The organism is Kitasatospora sp. NPDC048286, assembly GCF_043201735.1.
Lineage (GTDB): Bacteria > Actinomycetota > Actinomycetes > Streptomycetales > Streptomycetaceae > Kitasatospora.
Map to the genome: position 1 here is coordinate 237972 of NZ_JBICZE010000014.1, position 25924 is coordinate 263895.

Sequence of the window (25924 nt, forward strand, 5' to 3'; positions counted from 1 at the left end):
AGGTCCAAGCATGGTCCCCATGGCGACCACGCAGCTCACAACCCCGGTACCCCACAAGCCCTTTCCGCTCCCCGCCCTGCTCGCACTGGCCACCGCGGTCTTCGTCACCGGCCTCACCGAGAACCTGCCGGCCGGCGTGCTGCCCGGGATGAGCGCGGCGCTCGGAGTCGGCGAGTCCGCGGCCGGGCAGACCGTCACCGTCTACGCGATCGGCTCCGCCCTCACCGCGATCCCGCTCAGCGCGGCCACCGCCGGCTGGGGCCGCAAGCGGCTGCTGCTCACCGCGATGGCGGGCTTCGCGGTGGCCAACACCGTCACCGCGGTCTCCACCAGCTACCCGCTCACGCTGGCCGCCCGCTTCCTCGCGGGCGTCGCGGCCGGCCTGGCCTGGGCCCTGCTGGCGGGGTACGCGCGCCGGCTGGTACCGGTCGAACAGCAGGGCCGGGCCATGGCGGTCGCGATGGCGGGCGTGCCGGTGGCGCTGTCGCTGGGAGTGCCGGTCGGCACCTTCCTCGGGCAGGCGCTCGCCTGGTGGGTGCCCTTCCTGGCCATGACGGCACTGGCGGTCGGCGTGATCGGCTGGATCGCGGCGCTGGTGCCGGAGCAGCCCGGGCAGCCGGCCGGCGGGCGGGCGCCGGTCCGGCAGGCGCTCGCCGTGCCCGGCGTACGGCCGGTGCTCACCGTGACGGTGCTCTACGTGCTCGCCCACACCATCCTGTACACCTACGTCGCGCCCTTCCTGGACCGGGCCGGCCTCGGCGGCGCCACCGGCACCGTGCTGCTGGTCTTCGGGCTGGGCTCGCTGGCGAGCGTCTGGCTGACCGGCGCCCACATCCACCGCCGGCTACGGCGGCTGACGATCCTCGGCGCGCTGCTGGTCGCGCTGGCGGCGGCCGTCCTCGCCGGGTGGTCCGCCGACGCGCCGCCGGTGTACGTCGCCGCACTGTGCTGGGGCCTGGGCTGGGGCGGCGCCCCGACCCTGCTGCAGACCGCGCTCGGCGACGCGGGCGGAGAGCGGGCGGACGCCGCCCAGGCCGTCCTGGTGACCCTGTGGAACGCCGCGATGGCGGGCGGCGGCGTGGTCGGCGGGCTGGTCCTGAGCGGCCTGGGCACCGGCGCCCTGCCCTGGACGGTGCTCGCGCTGATGCTCCCCGTCCTCGCCGTGGTCACCGCCGCCCGCCGCCACGCCTTCCCGCCCCGGCGGTAGGGCCTGTCTTCGAACTCGCGCCTGCGGGGCGGCGACAGTCCCTAGCGCTCCATCAGCCGGTGCACCGCCTCGACCACCTCGGGGGAGGCCTTCGCCATGGAACCCGACTCGTACGGCGGCTGGGGGTCGTACTCGATCAGCAGTTGGATCGCCTGCGCGGTGGTGTCCCCGCTGATCAGGCCGGCCAGCGTCAGCGCGAGGTCGATCCCGGCCGAGACGCCGGCGGCGATGGCGTACTTGCCGTCGATGACGACCCGCTCGGTCCCGGTCGGCTCCGCCCCGTACGCGGGCAGCCGGTCCAGGACGCCCCAGTGAGAGGTGGCCCGACGGCCCTTGAGCAGCCCGGCGGCGCCCAGCAGCAGCGAGCCCGAGCAGACCGAGGTGGTCCAGGTGGTGGTCGCGTCCACCCGGCGCAGCCAGTCGAGCAGTTCCTCGTTCGCGAGCTGCGCCTGCGTGCCGGGCCCGCCGGGCACCAGCAGCAGGTCGGCCGAGTCCACCTCGTCCAGGGTGGCCTCCGCGGTGATCGACAGGCTGCCGACGTCGTTGCGCACCGGCCCCCGTTCGGCGGCGGTGAACACCACCTCGGCGCCGGGGATCCGGGACAGCACCTCGTACGGGCCGACCGCGTCCAGGGTGGTGAAGTCGGGGTAGAGCAGGATGGCGATGCGCATCAGTGACCTCCGGTCGGTTCGGGTCGGAAGCGGCGTCGGTACTCGGCGGGCGGGGCGGCCAGGGCCCGGACGAAGGCGCGCCGCATCGCCTCCGGGGTGCCGTAGCCGCAGGAGCGCGCGATCTCCTCGACGCCGTCGTCGGTGTCCTCCAGCAGTCGCCGGGCGGCCTCCAGTCGGACCCCGTCCACGTACCGGCCCGGGGTCACCCCCACCTCGGCGGCGAAGGCCCGGGCGAAGTGCCGCGGCGACAGCGCCGAGCGGCAGGCCAGGGCCTCCACCGAGAGGTCGCCCTCCGGGTGCTCGGCGATCCACCGCTGCACCTCGCGCAGCGGCTGCCGGGCCGCCACCTGGGCGGCCAGCTGGGTGCTGAACTGGGCCTGGTTGCCCGGTCGGCGCAGGAAGACCACCAGGTGGCGGGCGACCAGCAGGGCCGTCTCCCGTCCCAGGTCCTCCTCGACCAGGGCCAGCGCCAGGTCGATCCCGGCGGTGACCCCGGCCGAGGTGGCGACGTTCCCGTCCCGGACGTGGATCGGGTCCGGGTCCACCTCGACGTCCGGGAACCGCCGGGCCAGCTCCTCGCCGTAGGCCCAGTGGGTGGTCGCCCGGCGCCCGGCCAGCAGCCCGGCCTCGGCGAGCAGGAAGGCGCCGGTGCACACCGACACCACCCGCTCGGCCCGGCCGGCCAGCTCCCGGATCCGGGCCACCAGTGCCGGGTCGGCGAGCTTGGTGCCCTCCCCGCCGGGAACCAGCAGGGTGTGCACCGGCCCGACCTCGGCCAGGTCCGCGTCCGGCAGCAGCCGCAGTCCGCTGTGGCTGCGCACCGGACCGCCGCCCGGGGAGGCGGTGGTCACCCGGTACGCGTCCGGCTGCCCGGAGGCCTTGCCCGCACCCGCGAACACCTCCAGCGGGCCGGTCACGTCGAGGCTCTGCACGCCCTCGAAGAGGACGATGACCACGTTGCGCGCTCTCATGCGACCAGCCTCCCAACGGGTGACGGTGGCAGCAATGACCTGTTTCCCACCTTTCCTGCCATCCGACGCGCGGGCGGACGCGGAAGGCGCAGGAAGGCGCAGGAAGACGCGGAAATGGCGGGCGGGCGCGGGAAACGCGGGAGGTGCCGGAAACGCCGGAAGGCCCCTCGCTCTCGCGAAGGGCCTTCCGGCTGTCTGTGCGCCGCCAGGGACTCGAACCCCGGACCCGCTGATTAAGAGTCAGCTGCTCTAACCAACTGAGCTAGCGGCGCCTGCTGACGTGGAGAACATTACCTGGTCAGCAGCCGAAACTCACAATCGGGCCGGAGCGGGGGCCCGGCCCGCTCACATGGTCAGCACCACCTTGCCCCGGACATGCCCGGCGCCGACCAGCCGGTGGGCCTGGGCGACCCGCTCGATCGGGAACGACTCCTCGACCTCCAGCCGCAGCGCGCCGGCCTCCCACAGCTTCACCAGCTCGGCCAGCCGCCCGGCCGTCCGCTCGCCCCGCAGCCCCCGGACGCCCAGCCGCTCGGCGCCCGGGTAGTCGACCACGGTGCCGATCCGGCTCCGGTCGGCGACCAGTTCCACGGAGGCCTCCAGGGCGCCCCGCCCGGCGGCGTCGAACGCCGCGGTCACCCCCTGCGGCGCCACCGCCCGGACCCGCTCGACCAGCCCCTCGCCGTACGCGACCGGCACCGCGCCCAGCTCCCGCAGGTACGCGTGGTTGCGCTCGCTCGCGGTGCCGACCACCGTGGCGCCCCAGGCCCGGGCCAGCTGGACGGCGACCGTGCCGACCCCGCCCGCGGCGCCGTGCACCAGCACGGTGTCGCCCGGGCCGACGCCCAGCCCGGTGAGCGCCACGTGCGCGGTCTGGCCGGAGGCGGAGAGCGAGCCGGCCTGCTCCCAGGGCATTCCGGCGGGCTTGGCCACCAGCCGGCCGGCGTCGACCGTGACCCGGTCGGCCTGGCAGCCCAGCACCCGGAAGCCCAGCACCTCGTCCCCGACCCGCCAGTCGCCGGCGTCCTGGCCGAGGGCGTCCACCACCCCGGCGAACTCGTTGCCGAGGACGAACGGCGGCTCGACCGCCGTCCCCGGCGGGCGGAACCCCTCGCGGATCGCGAGGTCCACCGGCTGCACCCCGGCCGCGTACACCCGCACCCGCACCTCGCCCGGCCCGGGTTCCGGGTCGGGCACCTCGGTGACCCGCAGGACCTCCGGACCGCCGCTCCCCGCCACGGTGACCGCCTTCATCCTGTGCCCACCCCTCTTCGATCGTTCCGATGCCGACGATCCTCCGACCTGAAGTGCACTTGAGGTCAAACCCTTGTTCAGCGTGTCGACAGCATTGGGCGCATTGTCAGATTTATCCTGGACGGCGCTCAGCCGTCCGTCGTCGAGAGGAACCTCCCCGTGGGCCAGCTGCCCCTGTTCTTCCTGGTGCTGCTCGCCTCCGTGGTGACCATGCCGCTCGGACGGAAGACCGGAGTGCCACAACCGGTACTGATGACCCTCCTCGGCATCGTCATGGCGCTCGTCCCGCAGATCCCGGACGTCACCATCGAGCCCGAGCTGATCCTGCCGCTGGTCCTGCCGCCGCTGATCTTCGCGGTGGCCCGGCGCTCCTCGGTGCGCTACTTCAAGGCCAACGCCCGCTCGATCCTGCTGCTGGCGGTCGCCCTGGTGGTGGTCACCACGGTCGCCGTGGCCGGCACCGTGCACTGGCTGCTGCCCACCCTGCCGCTGGCCGCCGCGATCGCGGTCGGCGCGCTGGTCTCCCCGCCCGACCCGGTCGCCGCCGTCGCGGTGGCCGGCAGCGTCGGGCTGCCCCGCCGCCTGGTGGCGATCCTGGAGAGCGAGGGGCTGTTCAACGACGTCACCGCGATCGTCGTCTACTCGCTGTCCATCGAGGCCATGGTCAGCGGCGACTTCTCGGCCGGCGACGCGGTGCTGCGCTTCGTGCTGTCCGCGGTGCTGGCCGTGGTGGTCGGCGTCGCGCTCGGCTGGGTCAACACCAAGCTCGCCGAACGGCTGGACGACCCGACCCAGCAGGTCGCGCTCAACCTGCTGGTGCCCTTCGCCGCGTACACCCTGGCCGAGGAGATCCACGGCTCCGGCGTGCTCGCGGTCGTGGTCTGCGCGCTCTACCTCGCCGAGCGGGCCTCCGACGCGGACGCCGTCTCCTACCGGCTGGTCGGCAACGCCTTCTGGGAGGTGGTCGAGATCCTGATCACCGGCGTCGCCTTCGGCCTGATCGGCCTGGAGCTGGCCACCGTGCTCAAGGAGGCCGGCCGCGGCTGGACCGGCTTCATCGGCGACGCGGCCGTGGTCATCGCCGTGGTCGTCCTGGTCCGGCTGCTCTGGCTGCTGCCGGCCGGCTGGCTGTCGAAGAAGCTGCGCTCCGGCGACGACGAGGACACGCCGTTCAGCTGGAAGGAGAGCGTGATCCTCTGGTGGTCCGGCATGCGCGGTGTGGCCACCGTCGCCCTGGCGCTCGCCATCCCGCTCACCCTGCACTCCGGCGAGGACTTCCCCGAGCGCGGCCGACTGGTCTTCATCGCCTTCAGCGTGGTGCTCTTCACCCTGCTGGTGCAGGGCCTGACCCTGCCCTGGCTGGCCAAGCGGTTCGAGCTGGACATCGACCAGGACAAGCACGAGCAGGCCGTGCGCCAGCTCTGGTGGCGGGCCGCCAAGGCCGGGCTCAGGCGGCTCGGCGAGATGGAGGAGCAGGACCGGCTGCCCGCCGAGGTCGCCGACCGCCTGCGGGACCGTCAGCACGACCGGCTGGCCCGGCTCTGCCCGGAGAACTACGCCGAGGAGGAGGCCGCCGAGGCCAGGCTGCGGATGGCCCAGTGGCGGGCCGCCCGGGACGTCGAGCAGGAGATGATCGCCGCCTCCCGTCGCGAGATGCTCGCCGCCCGCAGCGAGCCCGGCGCCGACCCGGAGCTGGTCGACCACGTGCTGCGCGGACTCGACCTGCGCTCCGAACGGAAGTGACGGGGCGTCCACTCGCCCCGCAGCGCACCGTCCACGTCCCGCGGGCGCACCGTCCGCGCCCGCGGGGCGGAATGTGCGCGACCGGCCCCGGGGTTGCATAGGCTGAACCCGGGCAGGCCGTCAACGGAGTCGGCGCACCACCAGTACCCGCACGACCTCGGCGAACCCTCACGCCTGGCCCTGCCGGTTTCTGCACCCAGATGAATCGAGGACCCACCGATGTCGGAGACCCGCGCCGACGCCCGCACCCCGCTGGACCGCACCCCGCAGTGGGCCGCCCTGGCCAAGCACCGGGCCGAACTGGGCGACACCCACCTGCGTCAGCTGTTCGCCGCCGACCCCGAGCGCGGCCGCCGCTACACCCTCCAGGTCGGCGACCTGCACGTGGACTACGCCAAGCAGCTGGTCACCGACGAGACGCTGGAGCTGCTGCGCGAGCTGGCCGCCGCCACCGGCGTCGCCGAGCTGCGGGACGCCATGTTCCGCGGCGAGAAGATCAACAACACCGAGCACCGCGCGGTCCTGCACACCGCGCTGCGCGCCCCGCGCGGCGCCGTGATCGAGGTCGACGGCGAGAACGTGGTGCCCGCGGTGCACGCGGTCCTCGACAAGATGGCCGCCTTCGCCGACCGGGTCCGCAGCGGCGAGTGGAAGGGCCACACCGGCAAGCCGATCCGCGCCGTCGTCAACATCGGCATCGGCGGCTCCGACCTTGGCCCCGCGATGGCCTACGAGGTGCTCCGCTCGTACGCCAAGCGCGACCTCGACGTCCGCTTCGTCTCCAACGTGGACGGCGCCGACCTGCACGAGGCGGTCCGCGACCTCGACCCGGCCGAGACGCTGTTCATCGTCGCCTCGAAGACCTTCACCACCATCGAGACCATCACCAACGCGGTCTCTGCCCGCGACTGGCTGCTCACCGGGCTGCGCGCCGACACCGACGCGGTGGCCAAGCACTTCGTCGCGCTGTCCACCAACGCCCAGGGCGTGCAGGACTTCGGCATCGACACCGCCAACATGTTCGAGTTCTGGGACTGGGTGGGCGGCCGCTACTCCTACGACTCGGCCATCGGCCTCTCGCTGATGATCGCCATCGGCCCGGACGCCTTCCGCGAGATGCTGGACGGCTTCCACCTGGTCGACGAGCACTTCCGCACCGCCCCGCCGGAGCAGAACGTCCCGCTGCTGCTCGGCCTGCTCGGCGTCTGGTACGGCGCGTTCTTCGACGCCCAGGCGCACGCGGTGCTGCCCTACTCGCACTACCTGTCCAAGTTCACCGCCTACCTGCAGCAGCTGGACATGGAGTCCAACGGCAAGTCGGTGACCCGCGACGGCACCCCGGTGGACTGGCAGACCGGCCCGGTGGTCTGGGGCACCCCCGGCACCAACGGCCAGCACGCCTACTACCAGCTGCTGCACCAGGGCACCAAGGTCATCCCGGCCGACTTCATCGGCTTCGCCAAGCCGGTCGCCGACCTGCTCCCCGGCCTGGTCGCCCAGCACGATCTGCTGCTGGCCAACTTCTTCGCCCAGACCCAGGCGCTGGCCTTCGGCAAGACCCCGGAGGAGGTCGTCGCCGAGGGCGTGCCCGCCGAACTCGTCCCGCACAAGACCTTCAAGGGCAACCACCCGACCACCACCATCCTGGCCGGCGAGCTGACCCCGTCGGTGCTCGGCCAGCTGGTCGCGCTCTACGAGCACAAGGTGTTCGTCCAGGGCGCGGTCTGGAACATCGACTCCTTCGACCAGTGGGGCGTCGAGCTGGGCAAGGTGCTCGCCAAGCGGATCGAGCCGGTGCTGCTCACCGGCGAGGGCGCCGACCAGCTGGACAGCTCCACCGCCGAGCTGGTCGCCCGCTACCGGGCGCTGCGCGGCCGCTGAGCCCGGGTCGGGCCGTTCGCTCCGGCGGGCGGCCCGGTCGGGTCTCTCGGGCCGGGCCCCGGTCGGGTCTCTCGGTCCGGGCTTCTCGGCCCGGGGAGGCGCCGGAAACGCCGGAAGGCCCTTCGCTCTCGCGAAGGGCCTTCCGGCTGTCTGTGCGCCGCCAGGGACTCGAACCCCGGACCCGCTGATTAAGAGTCAGCTGCTCTAACCAACTGAGCTAGCGGCGCCTGCTGACAGAGAAGACTCTAGCAGCGCCGTGCGGCCGAGCCAAAATCGAATACCGGTCGCCCCGCGTTCACCCCCCGGTCACGACGGCCGACCCGGCGGGAACCGCCGCGCCCGGCTCACGCGCCGCCCGGACGCAGGCCCAGAGCACCACCGCGGCGCCGGGCAGTCGGGGATCGCGCCGCTCCGGTGCGACGACCCACCGGCCGGCGCCCTGCCCGGGGGAGTCCGGGCTGTTCACCATCCGCTGCAGCGGCGGCACGGTCACCGCGTCGCCCCTGCCGTGGCACAGCAGCGGCGGCACGTCCCGGGCCCACTCCTCCCAGGCCAGCAGCCGGCGCAGCCGGGGCGCCGCGCCCGGCTGGACGAACAGCAGCAGCCGCCCCCGGTGGACGGCCACCGGCCCGCAGCCCGGCCCGGAGGCCCACAGCTCGTCCAGCACCCGGCGGCCGAACAGCGCCGGCATGCTGATCACGTCGAAGGCGCGCCCGCAGGGCAGCACCGAGGGCGCCCAGGGGCGGCTCTCCCACAGGGCGCGCATGCTGCGCGGGTACTCGCTGGCGGAGGCCAGCCAGGCCTCCCCGGCCGCGCCGACGCACTCCACCGTGGGGTGCATCACCGACGGGTACATCGCCGACTGCTGCGTCACCGGGTGCCGTGTCACCGACTGCTGTGTCACCGACTGCTGTGTCCAGATCTCCACGGAGAGCAGCCTGCGGGGCGCACGCCCCGGGCGGGGCGGAAAGCACGGTTCGCCGGACAGCGCGGCGGGGGACGGCGTACCCTTCCCCGCCGCGCATATGCCAGAGGCCTGTGCCCGAGCGGCGTCCGTCCGTCCCGCCGTCGGGCGCGGGGCTCAGTCCTCGTGCCGGCGCGGCTGGAGCAGGGTGCGGCCGTACTCGATCATCTTGGCGGCGTAGTCCGGGGTCCAGTCCGCCCGCTGGGCGATCTCGACGTCGGAGAGCGCGTCGAAACGGCGCGGGTCGGCGAGCTGCGCGGCGGCGACCGCCTGGAAGTCCGTGGCCCGCTCGGCGGCCGCCCGGAAGGCCAGGGCCAGTTCCGTGGAACGGCGCAGCAGCTCCGCCGGGTCCTCGATCGACTCCAGGTCGAAGAATCGTTCCGGCTCGGGTTCGGCGGACTGCGGCTCGAACAGCAGCTGCACCGGACGCCGGCGCCTGGTGGGCTCGGTCGACTCTGGGGAGTCGGGCATGGACGGACACCTCCGGGTCTCGGGTGGGGGTGGTGGGAATCTGCTCCGGGCCGCGCCGCCCGGTCGTGGCCGCCGTCCATTGTCTCGCGGCGATGGCCGGTAGCGGAACGGTGCGCACGCGAGCGCTATTCCCCGGCACGCGCCGGGCGCGTGCCCTGGGCGCCACGCATCCGAGCAGCGGGCGAACCGGTTGTCCCGGTGTCCCCGCCATCCGCACCACCGGGAGAACCCCCATGCGCAGCCGAGCGATCCTCTCCACCGGCGTCCTCCTGGTCGCTCCCGCCCTCGGCCTGGCCGCCGCGGCGCCCGCCGTCGCCGCCGAGACGGCGGTGGTGGCGCAGGGCCCGACGAGCGCCCCGGGCGCCCCGTCGCAGGCGACCTGCCCGAGCGGTACCCACCTGACCGGCGGCGGGTACGTGCTCCCGGCCGGGACCAACGACACCGTGACCCACAACGGTCCGTCCCAGGACGCGACCGGGTGGATCGCGCGGACCGACCACTCGGCCGTCAAGGCCTTCGCCGTCTGCGAGACCGAGGACTGACCTCCCACCGCGGGTGCACCCGGTCTACCGCAGGTGCACCCGGTGGCCGCTCAGGTGGTGCAGCACCTGGTGGTTGGCCTCCCAGCCGTCCGGGAAGGCCACCGGGACGCCCAGCTGCACCGGCTCCGTCGCGGGGTGCTCGTCCAGCAGCTCGGCGATCCCGGCCCGGGCCACCACGATGCAGGCGTGCCGGTGCCGGGAGGCGAGCACGCAGAGCCGGCCGGTCTCCAGGTGGAAGGCGGTCGCGTCGGGGCGTCCGGAGAGCGGGTGCAGCACCACGGTCACGTCGTACTCGCGGCCCTGGAGGCGGTTGGCGGTGTCCACCGTGACGGCCGGCCCGTCCGCGCCGTCCACCGGTACACCCGCCTTGAGCAGCGCCGCACGCACGGCCGCCGCCTGGTCCCGGTGGGCGGTGCCGACGGCGATCCGGTCCGCGGTGAGGGGGCCCCCGCCCTGCTCCGAGTGGGTGGTCAGCCCGCGCTCCAGCAGTCGGCGGACGGTGGCCGCGACGGCCGCCACGGCCTGCGGGTCGGTCCGTACGGTGTGCCGGGCGGGCAGCTCCAGCAGCGCCCAGCCGTGCTCGGCGGCCCGATCGATCACCGCGTCCAGCGCCGAGCCGTCCGGGCGCACGGCGGCGGTCAGCCGGCGGTCGTCCGGTCCGGTGCCGGAGCGGAACGGCGTGTACGGGTAGAAGGCCCGCGAGATCAGCGGCGCGGCACTGGCGGGCAGCCGCCAGGAGACCGGCAGCCGGTGCGGCTCGATCTCCGGGTTGTGCGCCAGCATGGTGACCACCGCGCTGCCGGACGGGTCGTACGACAGCCCGGCCCACTGCTCGGTGCCGACCACGGTGAACGGGTCCAGCTGGCCCGGGTCGCCGACGAACAGCGCCCGCTCGAACAGCCGGGCCACCGCGAGCAGGGCGTCCGAGCGCATCTGGTACGCCTCGTCGACGATCGCGTGCCGCCACGGGGCCTCGGCGCGCACCCACTGCCACTTGGCCGCGGTGGAGATCACCACGTCGTGCTCGACCAGCTCGGCGACCTTGTCGGAGGGCGTGACGTTGGCGTGCTTCAGCACCTCCGGGCCGGGCCGGGAGTCCGCGGCGTGCAGCCGGCCGATCGTCAGCTCCGGCGCCTTCTCGGCCAGCCGGCCGACCAGGTCGTCCACCTGACCGTTGGTCTGGGCGACGATCATCAGCCGCTCGCCGGCCCCGACCAGCTCGCGCGCGGCGCGCACCACGAGCGTCGACTTCCCCGCGCCGGGCGGGGAGTCCACCACCACGCCGCGCGGGGCGCCGGCCGGCGGATGGACGGTGGCGGCCAGGATCCGCGCCACCGCGGCGTCGGCGGCCGCACCCGGGGCCTGCTCGGGGATCATCGGACTGCTCACTCCCACTCCTCGGAGACGGACGGGGCGGGTACGGGCGCGGCACCGGGCGGACCGCCGTGCGTCCACGGGGTGTCGTCCGGCTCGGGCAGCGGCGCGGACTGGCGCACCGTCAGCTCGAACAGGGTGAAGGTGACCGACTCGCCGGGCTCGGGCAGGCTGCCCGGCTCGGGGTCCTTCCGGCGGCCCATGCCGGAGAGCACCCGCAGGGTGAGGGTGCCCTCGGCGGCGTCCACCGCGACGATCTCCGCCTTCTGCGCGGACGGGCCCGCGCCGGCCTCCGGCCGGGGGGACCCCCACACCCGGTGCACCTCCCGGCCGAGGTCCGCGTGCGGACGGTCGGCGGTGCGCAGGGTGACCAGCGGGCGCGGCTTGGGCGAGCGGCCGGTGGTGTCCCAGTCCGGCACCACCTCCGTCACCACGCCGCTGAACGCCTCGCCCGCCAGCCGGTGCTCGGCCATCGCCAGCGGGTCGTCCAGAGCCTCCTGGACGTCGAGCCGGGCCTGCTCGCGCTCGCGCTGGGCGAGCTTGCGGGCTGCGGTGACGGCGTCGTCCTGCCGGGGCTGCGGCGGCTCGCCGGCCGCCAGCCGGTCCCGGTGGCCGGTGTAGGACCAGCGGTCGCCCGTCCAGCGCTCCGCCAGGTGCCCGGCGGGCGGCAGCGCGCGCAGCAGGTCCAGGCCCTGCCAGACGTCCTGCCAGGTGGGCAGCAGGATCGTCGCCAGCGCCTCCTCCAGTGCCGTCACCGCGCCCCGGACGGCCGTCCGGGCGCGGGCGGCGGCGGCCTCGTCGCGCTGCTCGGTGCCGTGCTGCAGGGCGGCCACGGCGGAGTCGTAGCGGGCGATCGCCGGGGCCAGCACGAACTCGTCGAAGCGGGGGTCGGTGGCCGGGCCGGCCGGCGGGTGCAGCAGCTGCCCCCGGTCGTCCCGGGCGGACTCGGCCAGCTCGGCCGCCTGCGCGCCGGTCAGCCCCGGCGGCGGGCGGTGCCAGGCGAGCCGGGCCGCCAGGTGCTGGTCCTCCAGGTGACTCTGGCCGGTCGCCCAGTGCCGGGCCAGCAGCCCCGTCATCGGCAGCAGCAGGGAGGAGCCGGGCACCTGGGCCCGGTCGGTGAGGTGGGTCAGCCAGCGGCCGAGCAGCGGCACCCGGACCGGCGCCGGGTACGGGCCGGGCTCCGCGTCCTCGGCGGTGCGGCGGAAGCGGGTCGAGCGGCCGATCAGGGCGAGATGGTGCACCCCCGCGCCGTTCGGCACGATCAGCTGCGGGGCGTCCGCGCACAGCTCGCGGAACACCTGGGTCTTCTCGCCGGTCTCCGGGTCCTTCTCGGAGCCCTCGATCTGCTCGACGTCCTCGGCGAAGGACTCCAGGTAGGGCAGCAGGTCGGCGGCCAGCTCGGCCAGGAAGTCGAAGCGAAGGGTGCGGTTGAGCGGCTGCGGCACCAGGTGCAGCCGGGGCGCGTCCCGGTCGGTGCCGAGCATCACCGCGAGCGGCGCGCCGGACTCGCCGGCGGCGGTCAGCGGGACCAGCACCATCGGGCGGTCGGACAGGTGCCGGTGCCGGACGGTGGCCAGCGGCTCGGCCCGGCCGCTGGCCACCGCCTCCAGCCGGGCGAGGGTGGTGAGCAGGCTCATGCGGGCGCCGCCGTCCTCAGCGCCGCCGTTTCCAGCGCCTCGGCGCGCAGGGCGGCCGCGTAGGCGAGGCGTTCGGCGGCGTCGTCCGCGCCGTCCAGGTCCCCGCTCTTGGTGCCGGCGGCGGCCAGCGCGTCGGCGACCGTACGGATGCTGCCCAGCTCGCCGCGCACGCCCCGGCCGAGCTGCTCGACCCGGTCACCGCAGCGGGCCTGGGCGCGGCAGTGGAAGCCGAGCTCGCAGGTGGAGAGGCAGTCCGGGCTGTACGCGGCGGGCACCGCCTCGACCGAGGCGGCCAGCCGGCCGGTGCTCCGGGCCGGCGCGCCGGCCTCGTCGGAGGCCAGGTCGAAGTCGGCGTCCGGCGGCAGCGCCTCCAGCAGCCGGCCGATGCCGGTCATCCGGCTCAGCTGGCGCCGGGTGGTGGCCAGTTCGCGGCGGACGTCCACGGCCACCGCGGTCGGCCGGTTGCCGAAGTCCTTCGGGCAGACCAGCAGCACGCCGGTGCGCGGGCTGCCCGGCAGCCGCTGCTCGGTGTACGGGTCCTCGGCGAGCGGCTGCCCGGCCGCCGCGGCGGCGGCGTGCTGGAGCGCCAGCACGTACACGGCGGCCTGCCGGGCGGCGGCGCCGACCTTGGCCGGGTCCGCGCTGCCGTCCAGCACCGGGAAGGACTTGATCTCGACCACGGTGCACCGCCCGCCGTGCACCACCAGCGCGTCCGGCTCCAGGTAGGCGGTGCTGCCGGCCACCTCCAGCCGCAGCATCGGGTGGTCCAGCAGCGTCCAGGCCTCCGGGTCGGCGGCGGCCCGAACCAGGGCCTCGGCCGTCCGGTCGGCGCGTACGGCCGGGCCGGAGCGGTGCAGCAGGTCCGGCACCAGGAGTGGGGCGTGGCCGTCCACCGGGACGCCCAGGTGGTGGCGGAGCGGCTCCAGCAGCGGGGCGTAGCCGTCCGCCTTCAGCCGGGACTCGAAGATCACGCCGCGGGCGATGGCGAAGGGCGACTGGCCGAAGGGGGCGGGGCGGCCGAGCCGGGCCGCCAGCGCCGACTTGTCCACCCCGGCCGCGTCGAGCACGGCCCGGCGGTGGCAGCCCGGATTGGCGGCGAGCGCGGCGAGGGAGCGGGCGTTCAGACTGCGCTGCGGGGCCGGTCCGCGCAGCTCCGCGAGCCGCCGGGCGAGCGGCTCAGCGGGCCCGCGGGGCGGGACGTTCGTCGAGACGTTCATGGTGCGGCCCAGTGTCGCATCCGGGTCCGACAACGCGGTGCGGACCGGCCGTTGGACGACATGCCGGACGGCCGGAGCCCCGTTCGACGGCGTGCGGCCCGGGGCGGCGGGACGGGCCCGCGATCGTGGCCGCCGCCCGGGTGGGGGATCATGGAGCCCGGTGCTCAATGGTGAGACCGACCGTTGTTGCCACCGCCCTTTCGCTAGGAGCCCCCATGCCCTGCCGCATCGTGCTGGTCCGCCACGGCGAGACCGAGTGGTCCGCCACCGGCCGCCACACCGGCCGCACCGACATCCCGCTGACCGAGGCGGGCCGCGCGATGGCCCGGGCCCTCGGCGCCCGCCTCGCCAAGGCCCCCTGGAACGGCCTGCCGGACGCGCTCGTCTACACCAGCCCGCTCGGCCGGGCCAAGGAGACCTGCGAGCTGGCCGGCTTCGGCGACCGCGCGGTGGAGCGCCCGGAGCTGATGGAGTGGGACTACGGCGCGTACGAGGGCCGCACCGGCGCGGACATCCGGGCCACCGACCGGCCCGGCTGGCTGATCTGGCGCGACGGGGTGCCCGGCGGCGAGAAGCTCTCCGAGGTGGCCGCCCGGGTGGACTCCTTCCTGGCCGGACTCAACGAGGAGCACGGCGTCCCGGAGCCGGACACCACCGTGATGCACTGCGCCGACCGGGACGTCGTCCTGTTCGCGCACGGCCACCTGCTGCGCATCCTGGCCGCCCGCTGGCTGGGCCTGCCGCCCGAGTACGCCCAGCGGTTCAAGCTCGGTACGGCCGCGCTCTGCGTGCTGTCCTGGGAGTACGGCGCTCCGGCGGTGGAGGTCTGGAACGACCTGTCCCACCTGGACGGCCTGGCCGCCGGGCACTGACCCCGGCGCCCCGCACCTCGGGCGGCTCCGGGCCGTCCGTGACCCCGGCGCCCCGCCCCGGGCCTGCGGGCCATGACCTAGGCGGCCGCCGCCCGGTCGTAGTCGGTCAGGAAGCTGCGCACCTCGGGCACCGCGACGTGCGGGCGCAGCCGTCCGGCGGTGTCCGCGAGCATGCTCCGGATCCGGGCCGAGCGGACGGCGCCGAACAGTGCGACGGCGGCCGAGCCGTGGTGCGCCGCGCCCACCAGGTCCCCGCGGCCGAGCCGGTCGTGGGCCAGCTCGGCGGTGTACAGCACCCGGTTGCGGACGAAGTGCGGCTTCTGGAGCGTTATCGCCAGCCCCGCCTGCTCGCTGGCCCGGTCCCAGTCGCCGAGCGCCGACCAGCACTGCGACTGGAGGCCGGCGATCTCGGCCTCGCCGAAGAAGGACATCCACTCCGGGTCCTGCTCGGCGGGGCCCCGGTCGAACAGCGCGTACGCCCGGCCGAGCGCGCGCTCGCAGGAGCCGCGGTCCTGGAGCAGCGCCCAGGCGCCGGCCTCGCGCATGGTCAGCAGGGCGAGCAGCCGCTCGGAGCCCAGATCCCGGGCGGCGGCCTGCCCGGCCTGGGCGGCGCGCAGCGCCTCGCGCGGCCGGCCGGCGTCCCGGGCCAGGAAGGCGCTGTTGCAGAAGACGTGCGCCTCCAGGGCGGAGTCCCCGGCCATCCGGGCGGTGGCGAGCGCCTCGGAGTAGAACGAGCGGGCGTCCGCGAGCCGGTTCGAGTCATGGGCCAACCAGCCGACGGAGATGGCGAGTTCACCCGCCCCGGCCTGCAGCCGACGCTCCGTCTCCTCAGTGTACTCGCACTCGTTGAGCAGCACGTACGCGTTGCGCAGCGACTGCCCGGCGAGCTCGTACAGGGCGTCGGCGCCGTGCGCGTCGTCGGCCAGCCGGATCTCCCGGACGGCCTGTTCGACGCCGAGCACCTCGGCGGCGCCGACCCGGCGCATCGTCGCCACCGGCCCGGGCCGGCCGGGCACCAGCGGTTCGCCGCCGAGCAGTGACGGTGCGGCGAACTCCGCACCGGGAAGGGTGCCTTGACCGGTGAGCGCACCGGCGGCGCCGTCGGCGCGGGCCGGCAGGCCGGCGGCCGCGGCCGGTCGGTCGATGCCGATCACGGTGGCCAGCGCGGTGGTGCCGCCGGCCAGGAACGTACGGCGACGCACGTCGTCGTTCTCCTCGTCGAGATTGGGCGATCCATCGGGCCCCCGGGGCGCCGTCCCGGGGCGCGGCCACGAGGGCCCTTCCGGAGCGGCTGGATCCGCGTACGGCGAGGCAGCGTACGGGAGTTGAGTGGAGAGTGGTGAGCGCGGGGCGGGCGGGGGCGGGAGCGTCGGGTGGAGCGGAGGCGGTTCGCTCCGCCCGCCGGGTCGGTCCGCCGGGCGGCGGCGGACGGAGGTCCGGGAGGCGAAGCCGAGGTCGGCGAGCGTGCGGTCCGGCCACATGTGCCGGAACACCCGCTCGTAGGCGTAGTTGGGGCAGCGGATCTCACCGGACTCGACCCGACCGACGTAGCGGGCGTCGCAGGACACGTGCTCGCCGATCTCGCGGGCGGCCCTGCGGACGGCCGTGGCGAACTCGCCGGGTGAACGGTCGCCGCGCAGCGCGCGCATCACGGTGTTGGGGGTCGGTCGGTTCGGCTCGGCCGGTGGGGTGGCTGCCATGGCGCCGAGAGTACTCGGAGTCACCGAGCGGCCACATTCGGTTTGCAGGACATCTGCCGTCAAACCGGGGCGAAGAGGGCGATGTTGCGGGATATCCGCCATGAAATGCCATGGCTTGCTGTAATGCGCCCCGTGGCCCGCGGTGCGCCCGCCGCGTTGTCCTGGTACGAGGAAGAAGCCCATGCCGTCGCCCGGCCCGTCCCAGCCCGGCGGTCCTCCCAACGGCTGTGCTTCAGGACCCGACGAGGTACAGGAGAGCCCATGATGGCCACCGGACTGCCGCAGTGCCGACCCGTCCGCGGGGGAGTACTGGCCGGCGCGTCCCCCGCCCTCCTCCCCGAACCCGCCGACGACCGGATGTCCGGCCGGGCACCGGTCGAGGGCGGCCGCATCCCCCGCGGTGGCCACCGGCGCGAGCGCACCACCCCCGACGAGGGCATCCTCGTCACCTCCTGCGACACCGTGACCGTCGCCCTGCGGCACGGCCTGGAGGCCGTCGACATCCTGAGACTGCGCCGCGCCTGCGGAGCCGTCCTGCAGAGCCGCAACGGCAGCACCGTCTCCTTCCTCGTCCCGGCCGGCACCTGGGAGACCTGGCACCTGCCCGGCAGCTCCTGTACCGCGGGCGCGCTGGTGCCCGCCGCCACCGACCCGCGCTGGGTGATCCCGCCCTCCGGCGCCGTCCGCACCGCGCGCCCCACCGACGCCTGGGTACTGCGCTCCGCCCTCTGCGAGGCCGCCTGCACACTCACCGCGGGCGGCCTCGGCCCGTTCTAGCGGCCTCGGCCCGTTCCGGCGGTCCCGGCCCGTTCCTGCGGGTGCGTTGTGCGGAGACCGCCGGGCCCGCCGACCTCCGCCGGGTCCCCGCGGCACGCCCCTGACCTGTGGGTGTTCCACTCCGGCGGCGATAATGGCCGGCATGGGACGAAGCAGCAGAGCCGCCCGCGGCAGTGAACCGGCGGCCACCACCGGACCGGGCGGACGCACCCACGCCCAGGGCCCGCTCAGCCGCCCCGTCGGCTCCGGCCTCGCCGAGCTGCGCCCCGACCGCGACCGCCCCGCCGCCTGGTCGCTGCTGATCGACGGCGCCCCGCAGTCCCTGGTCGACCTCGCCGACCCCACCCACCTCGGCTTCGAGTACCAGCGCCGGCTCGGCCACCTGATCGACCTGGTCGCCCCGGCCGGCCGCCCGCTCACCGTGCTGCACCTCGGCGGCGGCGCCCTCACCCTCGCCCGCTACACCGCCGCGACCCGGCCGCGCTCCCGCCAGCAGGTCGCCGAGATCGACACCGCGCTCACCGAACTCGTCCGCACCGAACTCCCCCTGGAGCGCGGCTGGCAGATCAAGGTGCGCGGCGCGGACGCCCGCAGCGTCCTGGAACGCACCCCCGAGGGCAGCGTCGACCTGGTGATCACCGACGTCTTCTCCGGCGCCCGCACCCCAGCCCACTGCACCACCGTCGAGTTCACCACCCTCGCCGCCCGGGCCCTCGCCCCCGGCGGCTGGTACACCGCCAACATCGCCGACGGCGGCGCCCTGCCCTTCGCCCGCTCCCAGGTCGCCACCCTCGCCGCGGTCTTCCCCGAGCTCTGCCTGATCGCCGACCCCGCCGTGCTGCGCGGCAAACGCTTCGGCAACCTGATCCTGGCCGCCGCCCACACCCCGCTGCCGATCGCCGACCTCACCCGCCGCGCCGCCTCCGACTCCGCCCACGCCCGGGTCGAACACGGCCGCGCCCTCACCGACTTCGCGGCCGGCGCCACCCCGGCGACGGACGCCACGGCGGCCCCGTCCCCGGAACCGCCGCCGGGCGTGTTCCGCTGACGGCCCGCCCGGGTGGCGCCGGGCTCGTGCTGTCGGAGTGGTGTCGTTCCCGCCCCGTTCGTGTGGCCGGGGTCGGGGCCCGGTACGGGCGGGTGCCGACGTCGCTCCGGTCGCGGTCGCCGGGGCGCCCAGGCCGGAAGCGCCGACCCGGCCCTTCCCACCTGTCGGTCCACCGGGCGAGCCGTCTGCGGTCATGCCTCTCGGGGGTTCGCGAGGTCCCTCGTCCGCCCTCGTCCGCCGGCCGGGCGGCCCGCCGTAAAACCGTTGGCGGACGACGGAATCGCGGCCGACAATGGCGCTGCCGTCCGGCCGCCGACCCGAGGGGGCGTCATGGAGATCAGACCGGCCAGGCCGGAGGAGGCCGCGCTGCTCACCGGCATCGCGCTTCGGGCCAAGGCCTACTGGGGCTACGACGAGGCGTTCATGGCGGCCTGCCGGTCGGAGCTGACCGTGGACGCGGACGTGATCGAGCGGTCGGCCACGGTGGTGGCCGAGGCCGACGGGCAGGTGCTGGGGTTCGTCTCGCTGTCCGGCGCACCGCCGACCGGGTCGCTGGACCAGCTCTTCGTCGAGCCCGAGTGGATCGGCCGTGGCGTCGGCCGCGCGCTGTTCGAGCGGGCTCGGGGCCTGGCCGTGGCGCTCGGCCTGCGCCGGCTCACCATCGACTCCGACCCGAACGCCGAGCCGTTCTACCTGGCGATGGGCGCCACCCGGATCGGCAGCATCCCGTCCGGCTCGATCCCGGGCCGTGAACTCCCGCTGCTGGCCCTGGACCTGGAAGCGTCCTAGGGCCCAAGGCCTGTCTCTTTGACCGATGCCGGACTCGCCCCGTCCGCAGTCGCCCTGTGTGGGCGCCGGAGGCGTGCTGGTGGGCCCGGCACACGGTGGAGTCCACCGAGGCGGTCCAGCCGATGTCGTCGTCGGCGTCCGCCTCGGCCGGTACGGCCGCGAGGACCCGACGCCCTGTGCCCTCGACCGCCCGGCGCAGCAGGCGCTTGTGTACGGTCCGGAACGACCCCGACTCCTCCGGCAGGCCCCGCCATGGCGAGCACGTGCCGTACCGCCATCCGATCGCTTCCAGTGGGCGGCGATGCTCCGCCCATCGCCGCCCACGGACCGGACCGGCCGGCATCAACGGCTCGATCCGGTCCCACATCGGATCACTGATCACCAACCCGATCGTTCCCGGGCCGCGGCGCCGCCGCTCGAGCGGGCCCCGGAACGCTCAGTGCCCGCTGGGCAGTCCGCGGTGCTTGCACATGGCCGCTCCGGTGAGCAGCAGTCCGGCGGCGATGGGGGCGAGGACGGCGGTCGCGGTGGCGGAGCCGTGGCCGGAGGTGGCGGCCGTGGCGGTGTCGACGACGGCCGGCGTCTCGGGTGGGCCGCCGCGGCCCGGTGCGGTGGGAGCCGTGGGGTCCGCCGTCCTGTCCGGCTCGGCGGTGGGGCCGGTCTGGTCGGCGGCGGTGGCCACCGCCTCCTGGACCAGCGGTTCGGCCGCGGCCCCGCGCTGTCGGGGAAGGGCGGGAAGGGCCGCGTCGGTGCGGCGTCGGGCAGGGTCGGACAGGTCGGCGGCTCCGCCCTCGCGGGAGACGCGGGGGCCGTCGGGCCGGGCCCAGGCGGGGTCGGTGCCGAGCAGGCCGGAGGCGAGCGCGAAGGCGTCGGGGACGGCCGCCCGCTGGCCGGGCAGGGGCAGGCCGCCGGCCCGGATGCGTTCCTGGAGGGTGCCGCCGACCGCCCCGGTGACTCCGGTGATCCCGGGGAGCTCCTCGACCGGGCCGTCGCCGGTCGGCCTCCCGGTGGGCCCGGGGGAGTGGTTCGGCGGCGCGCCCGTCGAGGGGCCGGACCCGACGGGGCGTTCGGCTGACTGCCCGTCGAGGGCGGGACCGTCGAGCGCCGGCCGGTCGAGTTCCGGTGCGGCGTGCGGTGCGCGGCGGACGGCGGGTCGGGCCGGGTCCGGCAGCGGGTCGACGGTGGCCGCGTACGCGGGGGCGCCGAAGCCCCAGAGTTGCGCGAGCAGGGCCCCGGCGGTCGCGACGGCGCGGGGGCGGGGCAGCCATCGGGCGATCCCGCGGCGGGCACCGGCGACGCCGCCGGGGGCGGGTTCCTGGGGCTTGGTCGCGTGATTGGCTCGCACGTGAATCGAGAACGAGCCGGTGGGCGGTGAGGTCACGCCCGCCGTCACGGACAGTCATCGCATGGGTGGCCCCGGGGCCGGCGTTCCCGGGGCCACCGACCGCGCGGCGGTCAGGAGTTGGGGCGCAGGGTCCAGGTGACCGTCATCACGCCGGTGACGGCGCCGTCGGCGCGGGTGATCTCGACGGTGACCGGGAACTCGGGGCGGCCGCCGGCGTCCAGCTCGGCGACGACCTCGGCGGCCGGGCGGCCGAGCACGGCGGTGGCGGTGACGTCGCCCATGGCGAGCTTCTTGTACGCGATCTCGGCGTTGACGGCGAGCGGCACGGCCCGGGACAGCTGGTCGCCGAAGGCGGCGAGCACGATGCAGCCGCTGGCGGACTCGGCGAGCGTGAACATCGCGCCGGCGTGCGGGCCGCCGACGTGGTTGTGGTACGCGGGCTGGTCCGGGAGCCGGAGGACGGCGCGCTCCGGGGTGGTCTCCAGGTACTCCAGCTTGAGGGTGTGCGCCATCGGCACGGTGTCGTCGAGCAGCTTGCCGATCATGGGTGTGGTCATGGCGTTGATGTTACTAGCCAGTAGCTTCCGGTGGCAGGGGTCGACTCGAAGCCGACCGGCCGGGCGCGTGTGAGGGAGCGCACATCCGGCTGGGAGGGCGGGCAACTGAGGCCGTGCACAGCTGAGGGAATGCGAAAACGCCTGAGGGGCCGATCTCTTGAAGAGATCGGCCCCTCAGGCTCTGGGGTGAGTGACGGGACTCGAACCCGCGGCCACCTGGACCACAACCAGGTGCTCTACCAACTGAGCTACACCCACCATCTGTCCGGTCCGTTCCCGCTCTCGCGTTCCCGTTCCGACAGGAAGAACTCTACAGGATCCGAGAGGGTGCTCGCGCCAGGGTTTCGTCCCGGCGAACGCGGGCACCCTCTCCGGTCCTCCGGCAGGGGTTCCGACGGGGGTTCCGGCGGGCACGTCCGGGGCGCTGCCGCCGGGCAGGTCCGGGGCGTTGCCGCCGACGGCCCGCCGGGCGGCCCGGGGCTCAGCTCGCCGGGGCCTGGTACTTCCCGGCGATCGCCCGCGCGGTGTCGGCGTCCGGACCGGGCTGTGGGACGAACACCGCCTCGCGGTAGTACCGCAGTTCGTCGATGCTCTCCCGGATGTCGGCGAGCGCCCGGTGGTTCCCGCCCTTCTGCGGGCTGTTGTAGTACGCCTTCGGGTACCAGCGGCGGGCCAGCTCCTTGATCGAGGAGACGTCCACGATCCGGTAGTGCAGGTGCTTCTCCAGGGCGGGCATGTCCCGGGCCAGGAAGCCGCGGTCGGTGGCCACCGAGTTGCCGCACAGCGGGGTCTTCCCGGCCTCCGGCACGTGCTCGCGCACGTAGGCGAGCACCCGCGCCTCGGCCTCGGCCAGGGTCACGCCCTGCTCCAGCTCCTCCAGCAGCCCGGACGCGGTGTGCATCCCGCGCACCACCTCGGGCATGTTCGCCAGCGCCTCCGCCGGCGGCCGGATGATGACGTCCACACCCTCGCCGAGGATGTTCAGCTCGGAGTCCGTCACCAGCACCGCGACCTCGACCAGGGCGTCCTGGTCGAGGTCGAGGCCGGTCATTTCACAGTCGATCCATACCAAACGGTCATTCACACAACTCACCCTACGGCGCGATCACGCGCCGCGGGGACCGGTGGAGCCGAGCGGGGTGCCTCGGTCTGGTGCTCCTCCGGCCCGTCGTGCGTGCCGAGCCCGTCCGGGTGCTCGCCCTCCCGGCCGGTCCGGACGGCGTGGCCGTCCCGCCCGGTCCGAACCTCGCGCGCCGCCCGGGCGCCCTCGGCCGCGGGCCGGCCGACCTGACCGCGGACCTGCGGAGCCCGGGCCTGGCGACCGCGGAGGTCACCCTGGCCGGCACCCGGCTGCCCGGTCGGGGCCGGTAGCCGGCCGCCGGCCGCGCCGTGACCGCGCCCGGCCGCACCCGGCTCGTCCGAGGGCCGCTCGGCCGCGCTCCGGTGCCCCTGGCCCTGGCCGCGCACCCCCGGCTGCGGGAGGCCGTCCTCCGCCGCCGCGTGCTCCGCGGTGCGCGGCGGACGTCCGGTCCCCGCCCCCGCTCCCGGTCCGGCCTGCGGCGGAACCACCGGCGGCCGCAGCGGACCGCGCCCGGCCGCACCCTGCTGCCCGGGGTGCGACTGCTGCGCGGCCTGCTGGTGCGGGTACGGCTGACCGGCGCGGGCGTGGAAGGCCTGGCCGGTCGGCGTCCCGACCTGGCCCGGACCGAACCCGCCGGGCTGTCCGTGTCCTCCCGGCTGGCCGTGTCCGACCTGCTGACCGTGTTGCCCGTGCTGACCGTGCGGCACCGGCTGCCCGTGCGGGCCGACCGTTGCCGGCACCCCCGGACCGGTCGGGAACGGCTGCGCCGACGGCACACCGTGCGCCCCGCCGAACAGCGGCCCGCCCGCCGGCGCGACCGCGCCCGCCGGGTGCGGCAGCGCTCCGGGCAGCCGCAGGTCGCCGAGCGCACCGTTCGGCGCGGGCGGCTGCTGGCCGGGACGGCGGGCCCGGTAGCTGGTCCGGTACGCGGCCGGGGAGACCCCGAGCTGGCGGCGGAAGTGCCCGCGCAGTGCCACCGGCGAACGGAACCCGCAACGGCGCGCGACGTCGTCCACCGACAGTTCCGAGGTCTCCAGCAGCCGCTGGGCCTGGAGCACCCGCTGGGTGATCAGCCACTGGAGCGGCGCGCTGCCGGTGAGCGTGCGGAACCGCCGGTCGAAGGTGCGCCGGCTCATGTACGCGCGAGCCGCCAGCACCTCGACGTCGAACTGCTGGTTGAGGTTCTCCAGCGCCCAGGTGACCACCTCGGCCAGCGGGTCGTTGCCGATCTCCTCCGGTAAAGACTGATCGATGTACTGGGCCTGTCCTCCACCGCCGCGGCGGCTCGGCACCACCAGGCGGCGGGCCAGCGCGTTGGCCGCCTCGGCGCCGTGGTCGCTGCGCACCACGTGCAGGCACAGGTCGATGCCGGCGGCGGTGCCGGCCGAGGTGAGCACGTCGCCGTCGTCGACGAACAGCTCGCGCGGGTCGACGTGGACCCGCGGGTAGCGCTTGGCCAGCGTCGGCGCGTACATCCAGTGGGTGGTCGCCGGGCGGCCGTCGAGCAGGCCAGCGGCGGCCAGGACGAAGGCGCCGGTGCAGAGCCCGATGATCCGGGCGCCTTCGTGGTGGGCCTTGCGCAGGGCGGTGATCGCCTCGACCGGCGGGGGCTGGGAGATCGAGCGCCAGGCCGGTACGACGATCGTGCCGGCCCGGGCGAGCGCCTCCAGGCCGTACGGCGCGGAGAGGGTCAGGCCGCCGGTGGTGGCCAGCGGGCCGTCCTCCCCGGCGCAGACCAGCAGGCGGTAGCGGGGCACTCCGGCGTCCTGGCGGTCCACGCCGAACACGGAGAGCGGGATGGAGCTCTCGAAGATCGGGGCGCCGCCGAAGATCAGCACCGCGACGGTCTCCCGACGGCGCCGGCCGGACAGCTTGCGGGGCGCGGAGGACGTCACCGGGGTCGGGGAGCCGTTCGCGCCGGGCCCGCCGTGGCTCAGCGGGCCGTGGCCGTGGCCCGTGCCGGAGCCGAGCGCGAGACCGCCGAGCGGGCCGGGGGCGGCGACGGGGGAGCCGTTCGGGCCCGGGGCACCGCCGTAGCCGGGGTGGCCGGAATGACCGGGGTGGGCGAGGTGTCCGCCGTAGCCCGGGTGGCCGGAATGGCCGGGATGGGTGGCGTGCCCCGGGTGCCCGGGGTGGCTGGAATGGCCCGGGTGCTCGCCGCCATAGGGCTGCCCGGGGTTGACGGCGCCTCGGCTGACGGGCTGTCCGCCGAAGGGCTGTCCGCCGAAGGTCGGGTGCCCGCCGTAGGCCGGCTGGCCTCCGTAGGGGGACTGGCCGCCGTAGGGCGTCGCCGTGCCGTGGTCGGAGGCGGCCGGGGGCGCACCGGGGCCGACGCCCGCGCCCGTCCCGGGGGAGGGCACCGCGGAGTACGAGGAGTGCGAGGCGGCGCCCGGGGTGCCGGAGGTGCGGGTGGTGGCGATCGCGGCGGTGCCGGTGCTTCTCGCGGGCCGACCCGCGCCGCCGGCTGCCGCCTGGCCGCTGTCAGGACCCGCGTCGCTCCTGCTCACCCTGCTCAAGGCGCTCAAGCCCCCTCGGTGGTGTGGTGTGGGTGGTGCGGCACTGCTAGCCAAGATCGAAATCTATCGGGTGGACCATTGCCGTTGTGACAAGTTCACCATCCGACGCTATGTCGACATGGCAATTTGGCGTGATGCATTCGATCACGAAGCGTGGCACCCGTCGACCTTTCTGGGAAGAGGGCCGGGGCAACGGTGGCTGGTTGTCGCGGGGCGCTTCCTGGGGCGTCCGGCTCCGGTGCGCCCGGCCGGTAGGTCTGGACTGCGGATTTGCCCAAGCGGGAGGGACCGACGCGAAATTGACCGAAAATCGGCGGTGCACGAGGGGGCGCACGTGGAGAAGTCGTGCGCCTCCCAGGCTTCATCCGGCCAAGCCCGGCACGGCAGAACCGGGAACCGGACCGCCGCGTTACGGTCCTGCCGTGAACACCAGCAGCCGGCTCGAACGGGCCAACGACAACGCCGCCGCCTTCTGGCTCGCCCAAGCCCGCGTCCACGGCTGGCGATCCCGCACCCGCCCGGGGCTGACCGCCGTCCGGTGCGCCCGGACCCCGGACGACGCGCACCGCATCGTGGTGACCCGCCCCTACGAGGAACCGGCAGCCCTGGAGCAGGAGTTGGCGGACCTGATGGCCGAGTGGTCGACCATACGCTGCACCGTGGAGGACCCGTACGGCGGGCTCGACCTCTCCGGCCTCGGGGCCGCGAGGATGCCGATCATGCCGGTGATGGTCCGGGACCCGGGGCCGGTCGAGGGCGCGACCACCGCCCTGCCCGTGGTCTCGGAGGCGCACGGGGGCGGCGTCCTGACGGTCGATGAGGCACGGGACGGCGACAGCTTCGCGATGGTCGAGCGGACGATCGTGGAAGGCTTCCCGCTGCCCGCCCGACAGCCCTGGGTCCGGGGCGAAGCCCTCCCGGAACGGCTGCTGGACGTGCCCGGCTGGCGGGGCTGGCTGGGCCGCGTCGACGGCGCGGTGGCGGGCACCTGCCTCACCTACGACGACGGCCGGGCCACTGGCGTGTACTGGGTCGCCACGCTGCCCGACCGACGCGGCCGGGGAGCGGCCCGCGCCGTTCTCCGGACCGCCCTGGCCCACGCGCACCCGGACCGTCCGGCCACCCTGGTCGCCACCTCGCTCGGCGAACCGCTCTACCGCAAGCTCGGCTTCGTCGAGGTGGCCCGTACCTGCTGGTGGACCCGTACGTCGGTGGGGGCGGCGGAGTAGCGGGGGTCCGTGGGGTAGCCGGGGCCGGCGGGGAGCCGAGGCCGGTGGGGTGGGCGGACGGCTGACTGCCGGCGCGCG

General features: G+C 75.2%; 21 protein-coding genes, 3 tRNA genes and 2 pseudogenes. 9 read left to right on the plus strand and 17 right to left on the minus strand.

What is annotated here, in order from left to right; translation table 11 throughout:
• Positions 1 to 19 precede the first annotated feature (19 nt).
• Positions 20 to 1207, plus strand: coding sequence for an MFS transporter (locus tag ACGF13_RS30620; RefSeq protein ID WP_392881258.1), 1188 nt, complete (start codon positions 20 to 22; stop codon positions 1205 to 1207).
• A gap of 41 nt (positions 1208 to 1248) precedes the next feature.
• Here ACGF13_RS30620 and ACGF13_RS30625 read toward each other — a convergent pair whose 3' ends face one another.
• The 4 genes from ACGF13_RS30625 to ACGF13_RS30640 form a co-directional block, all read right to left on the minus strand.
• On the minus strand, positions 1249 to 1878 hold the full coding sequence (locus ACGF13_RS30625) for a DJ-1/PfpI family protein (protein WP_392881261.1): 630 nt from the start codon (positions 1876 to 1878) through the stop codon (positions 1249 to 1251).
• Positions 1878 to 2849 (minus strand): GlxA family transcriptional regulator, encoded by a 972-nt coding sequence (locus ACGF13_RS30630; protein WP_392881264.1) that lies wholly within the window; start codon positions 2847 to 2849, stop codon positions 1878 to 1880. The genes ACGF13_RS30625 and ACGF13_RS30630 overlap by 1 nt, the downstream gene beginning before the upstream one ends.
• A 198-nt stretch (positions 2850 to 3047) precedes the next feature.
• Positions 3048 to 3121, minus strand: a tRNA-Lys gene (locus ACGF13_RS30635).
• Positions 3122 to 3194: 73 nt separating this feature from the next.
• Positions 3195 to 4103, minus strand: coding sequence for an NADP-dependent oxidoreductase (locus ACGF13_RS30640; RefSeq protein WP_392881266.1), 909 nt, complete (start codon positions 4101 to 4103; stop codon positions 3195 to 3197).
• A gap of 159 nt (positions 4104 to 4262) precedes the next feature.
• Here ACGF13_RS30640 and ACGF13_RS30645 point away from each other — a divergent pair, with 159 nt between their 5' ends.
• Together ACGF13_RS30645 and pgi are read left to right on the plus strand one after the other, a co-directional pair.
• Entirely contained in the window at positions 4263 to 5846 is a 1584-nt protein-coding gene (locus ACGF13_RS30645; protein WP_392881268.1) for a Na+/H+ antiporter, read from the plus strand.
• A 219-nt stretch (positions 5847 to 6065) separates the two neighbouring features.
• Positions 6066 to 7727 (plus strand): glucose-6-phosphate isomerase, encoded by a 1662-nt coding sequence (pgi, locus tag ACGF13_RS30650; protein ID WP_392881271.1) that lies wholly within the window; start codon positions 6066 to 6068, stop codon positions 7725 to 7727.
• Positions 7728 to 7880: 153 nt separating this feature from the next.
• Here pgi and ACGF13_RS30655 read toward each other — a convergent pair.
• The 3 genes from ACGF13_RS30655 to ACGF13_RS30665 form a co-directional block, all read right to left on the minus strand.
• Positions 7881 to 7954: transfer RNA gene (locus ACGF13_RS30655), tRNA-Lys, on the minus strand.
• A 68-nt stretch (positions 7955 to 8022) separates the two neighbouring features.
• On the minus strand, positions 8023 to 8601 hold the full coding sequence (locus tag ACGF13_RS30660) for a bifunctional DNA primase/polymerase (protein ID WP_392881382.1): 579 nt from the start codon (positions 8599 to 8601) through the stop codon (positions 8023 to 8025).
• 207 nt (positions 8602 to 8808) lie between these two features.
• Positions 8809 to 9162: a hypothetical protein gene (locus tag ACGF13_RS30665; protein WP_392881274.1), complete on the minus strand. Its 354-nt coding sequence runs from the start codon at positions 9160 to 9162 to the stop codon at positions 8809 to 8811.
• Between the two features lie 233 nt (positions 9163 to 9395).
• Here ACGF13_RS30665 and ACGF13_RS30670 point away from each other — a divergent pair, with 233 nt between their 5' ends.
• Complete coding sequence (locus ACGF13_RS30670) at positions 9396 to 9704, plus strand: hypothetical protein (RefSeq protein WP_392881276.1); 309 nt, start codon at positions 9396 to 9398, stop codon at positions 9702 to 9704.
• 24 nt (positions 9705 to 9728) lie between these two features.
• Here ACGF13_RS30670 and ACGF13_RS30675 read toward each other — a convergent pair whose 3' ends face one another.
• Genes ACGF13_RS30675 through ACGF13_RS30685 form a run of 3 tightly spaced genes read right to left on the minus strand, consistent with a single transcriptional unit; the run spans position 9729 to position 13932 of the window.
• Entirely contained in the window at positions 9729 to 11081 is a 1353-nt protein-coding gene (locus ACGF13_RS30675; RefSeq protein ID WP_392881384.1) for an AAA domain-containing protein, read from the minus strand.
• A gap of 8 nt (positions 11082 to 11089) precedes the next feature.
• Positions 11090 to 12715: a hypothetical protein gene (locus ACGF13_RS30680; RefSeq protein ID WP_392881279.1), complete on the minus strand. Its 1626-nt coding sequence runs from the start codon at positions 12713 to 12715 to the stop codon at positions 11090 to 11092.
• Positions 12712 to 13932 carry a hypothetical protein gene (locus ACGF13_RS30685; protein WP_392881282.1) on the minus strand — a complete coding sequence of 407 codons (1221 nt, stop codon included), beginning with the start codon at positions 13930 to 13932 and terminating at the stop codon, positions 12712 to 12714. Before ACGF13_RS30685 ends, ACGF13_RS30680 begins: the two co-directional genes overlap by 4 nt.
• Positions 13933 to 14147: 215 nt before the next feature.
• Here ACGF13_RS30685 and ACGF13_RS30690 point away from each other — a divergent pair, with 215 nt between their 5' ends.
• Positions 14148 to 14804 (plus strand): histidine phosphatase family protein, encoded by a 657-nt coding sequence (locus ACGF13_RS30690; RefSeq protein WP_392881284.1) that lies wholly within the window; start codon positions 14148 to 14150, stop codon positions 14802 to 14804.
• Positions 14805 to 14881: 77 nt separating this feature from the next.
• On the opposite strand, the gene ACGF13_RS30695 is transcribed toward ACGF13_RS30690, so the two are convergent.
• On the minus strand, positions 14882 to 16504 hold the full coding sequence (locus tag ACGF13_RS30695; protein WP_392881287.1) for a tetratricopeptide repeat protein: 1623 nt from the start codon (positions 16502 to 16504) through the stop codon (positions 14882 to 14884).
• Positions 16505 to 16765: 261 nt separating this feature from the next.
• Here ACGF13_RS30695 and ACGF13_RS30700 point away from each other — a divergent pair, with 261 nt between their 5' ends.
• From ACGF13_RS30700 to ACGF13_RS30710, 3 genes are all read left to right on the plus strand, one after another.
• A complete protein-coding gene (locus ACGF13_RS30700) occupies positions 16766 to 17281 on the plus strand; it encodes a hypothetical protein (protein ID WP_392881289.1) in 516 nt (171 codons plus the stop codon).
• 142 nt (positions 17282 to 17423) lie between these two features.
• Entirely contained in the window at positions 17424 to 18329 is a 906-nt protein-coding gene (locus ACGF13_RS30705; protein ID WP_392881292.1) for a spermidine synthase, read from the plus strand.
• A gap of 330 nt (positions 18330 to 18659) precedes the next feature.
• Positions 18660 to 19118 carry a GNAT family N-acetyltransferase gene (locus ACGF13_RS30710; RefSeq protein ID WP_392881294.1) on the plus strand — a complete coding sequence of 153 codons (459 nt, stop codon included), beginning with the start codon at positions 18660 to 18662 and terminating at the stop codon, positions 19116 to 19118.
• A 61-nt stretch (positions 19119 to 19179) separates the two neighbouring features.
• Here the strand turns inward: ACGF13_RS30710 and ACGF13_RS30715 are convergent.
• The 6 genes and pseudogenes from ACGF13_RS30715 to ACGF13_RS30740 form a co-directional block, all read right to left on the minus strand.
• A pseudogene (locus ACGF13_RS30715) lies at positions 19180 to 19485 on the minus strand (transposase); the annotation flags it as partial.
• Positions 19486 to 19554: 69 nt separating this feature from the next.
• On the minus strand, positions 19555 to 20463 hold the full coding sequence (locus ACGF13_RS30720) for a hypothetical protein (RefSeq protein WP_392881297.1): 909 nt from the start codon (positions 20461 to 20463) through the stop codon (positions 19555 to 19557).
• 110 nt (positions 20464 to 20573) lie between these two features.
• Positions 20574 to 21020 carry a DUF4442 domain-containing protein gene (locus ACGF13_RS30725; RefSeq protein ID WP_392881300.1) on the minus strand — a complete coding sequence of 149 codons (447 nt, stop codon included), beginning with the start codon at positions 21018 to 21020 and terminating at the stop codon, positions 20574 to 20576.
• Between the two features lie 182 nt (positions 21021 to 21202).
• Positions 21203 to 21278: transfer RNA gene (locus ACGF13_RS30730), tRNA-His, on the minus strand.
• Between the two features lie 223 nt (positions 21279 to 21501).
• A complete protein-coding gene (gene orn / locus ACGF13_RS30735) occupies positions 21502 to 22104 on the minus strand; it encodes an oligoribonuclease (RefSeq protein WP_392881303.1) in 603 nt (200 codons plus the stop codon).
• Between the two features lie 886 nt (positions 22105 to 22990).
• A pseudogene (locus ACGF13_RS30740) lies at positions 22991 to 23996 on the minus strand (helix-turn-helix domain-containing protein); the annotation flags it as partial.
• A 1043-nt stretch (positions 23997 to 25039) separates the two neighbouring features.
• On the opposite strand from ACGF13_RS30740, the gene ACGF13_RS30745 reads away from it, so the two are divergent.
• The gene (locus ACGF13_RS30745) at positions 25040 to 25846 is read left to right on the plus strand and encodes a GNAT family N-acetyltransferase (protein WP_392881306.1); all 807 of its coding nucleotides are present in this window, start codon (positions 25040 to 25042) and stop codon (positions 25844 to 25846) included.
• Positions 25847 to 25924 lie beyond the last annotated feature (78 nt).

Excerpts from the sequence above, each read along its gene's own strand:
- ACGF13_RS30670 (WP_392881276.1), top strand. The coding sequence starts at position 9,396 with ATGCGCAGCCGAGCGATCCTCTCCACCGGCGTCCTCCTGGTCGCTCCC.
- pgi (WP_392881271.1), top strand. The coding sequence starts at position 6,066 with ATGTCGGAGACCCGCGCCGACGCCCGCACCCCGCTGGACCGCACCCCG.
- ACGF13_RS30625 (WP_392881261.1), bottom strand. The coding sequence starts at position 1,878 with ATGCGCATCGCCATCCTGCTCTACCCCGACTTCACCACCCTGGACGCG.
- ACGF13_RS30690 (WP_392881284.1), top strand. The coding sequence starts at position 14,148 with ATGCCCTGCCGCATCGTGCTGGTCCGCCACGGCGAGACCGAGTGGTCC.
- ACGF13_RS30630 (WP_392881264.1), bottom strand. The coding sequence starts at position 2,849 with ATGAGAGCGCGCAACGTGGTCATCGTCCTCTTCGAGGGCGTGCAGAGC.
- ACGF13_RS30680 (WP_392881279.1), bottom strand. The coding sequence starts at position 12,715 with ATGAGCCTGCTCACCACCCTCGCCCGGCTGGAGGCGGTGGCCAGCGGC.
- ACGF13_RS30725 (WP_392881300.1), bottom strand. The coding sequence starts at position 21,020 with ATGACCACACCCATGATCGGCAAGCTGCTCGACGACACCGTGCCGATG.
- ACGF13_RS30675 (WP_392881384.1), bottom strand. The coding sequence starts at position 11,081 with ATGATCCCCGAGCAGGCCCCGGGTGCGGCCGCCGACGCCGCGGTGGCG.
- ACGF13_RS30710 (WP_392881294.1), top strand. The coding sequence starts at position 18,660 with ATGGAGATCAGACCGGCCAGGCCGGAGGAGGCCGCGCTGCTCACCGGC.
- ACGF13_RS30695 (WP_392881287.1), bottom strand. The coding sequence starts at position 16,504 with ATGGCAGCCACCCCACCGGCCGAGCCGAACCGACCGACCCCCAACACC.
- ACGF13_RS30700 (WP_392881289.1), top strand. The coding sequence starts at position 16,766 with ATGATGGCCACCGGACTGCCGCAGTGCCGACCCGTCCGCGGGGGAGTA.
- ACGF13_RS30620 (WP_392881258.1), top strand. The coding sequence starts at position 20 with ATGGCGACCACGCAGCTCACAACCCCGGTACCCCACAAGCCCTTTCCG.
- ACGF13_RS30665 (WP_392881274.1), bottom strand. The coding sequence starts at position 9,162 with ATGCCCGACTCCCCAGAGTCGACCGAGCCCACCAGGCGCCGGCGTCCG.
- ACGF13_RS30640 (WP_392881266.1), bottom strand. The coding sequence starts at position 4,103 with ATGAAGGCGGTCACCGTGGCGGGGAGCGGCGGTCCGGAGGTCCTGCGG.
- ACGF13_RS30705 (WP_392881292.1), top strand. The coding sequence starts at position 17,424 with ATGGGACGAAGCAGCAGAGCCGCCCGCGGCAGTGAACCGGCGGCCACC.
- ACGF13_RS30685 (WP_392881282.1), bottom strand. The coding sequence starts at position 13,932 with ATGAACGTCTCGACGAACGTCCCGCCCCGCGGGCCCGCTGAGCCGCTC.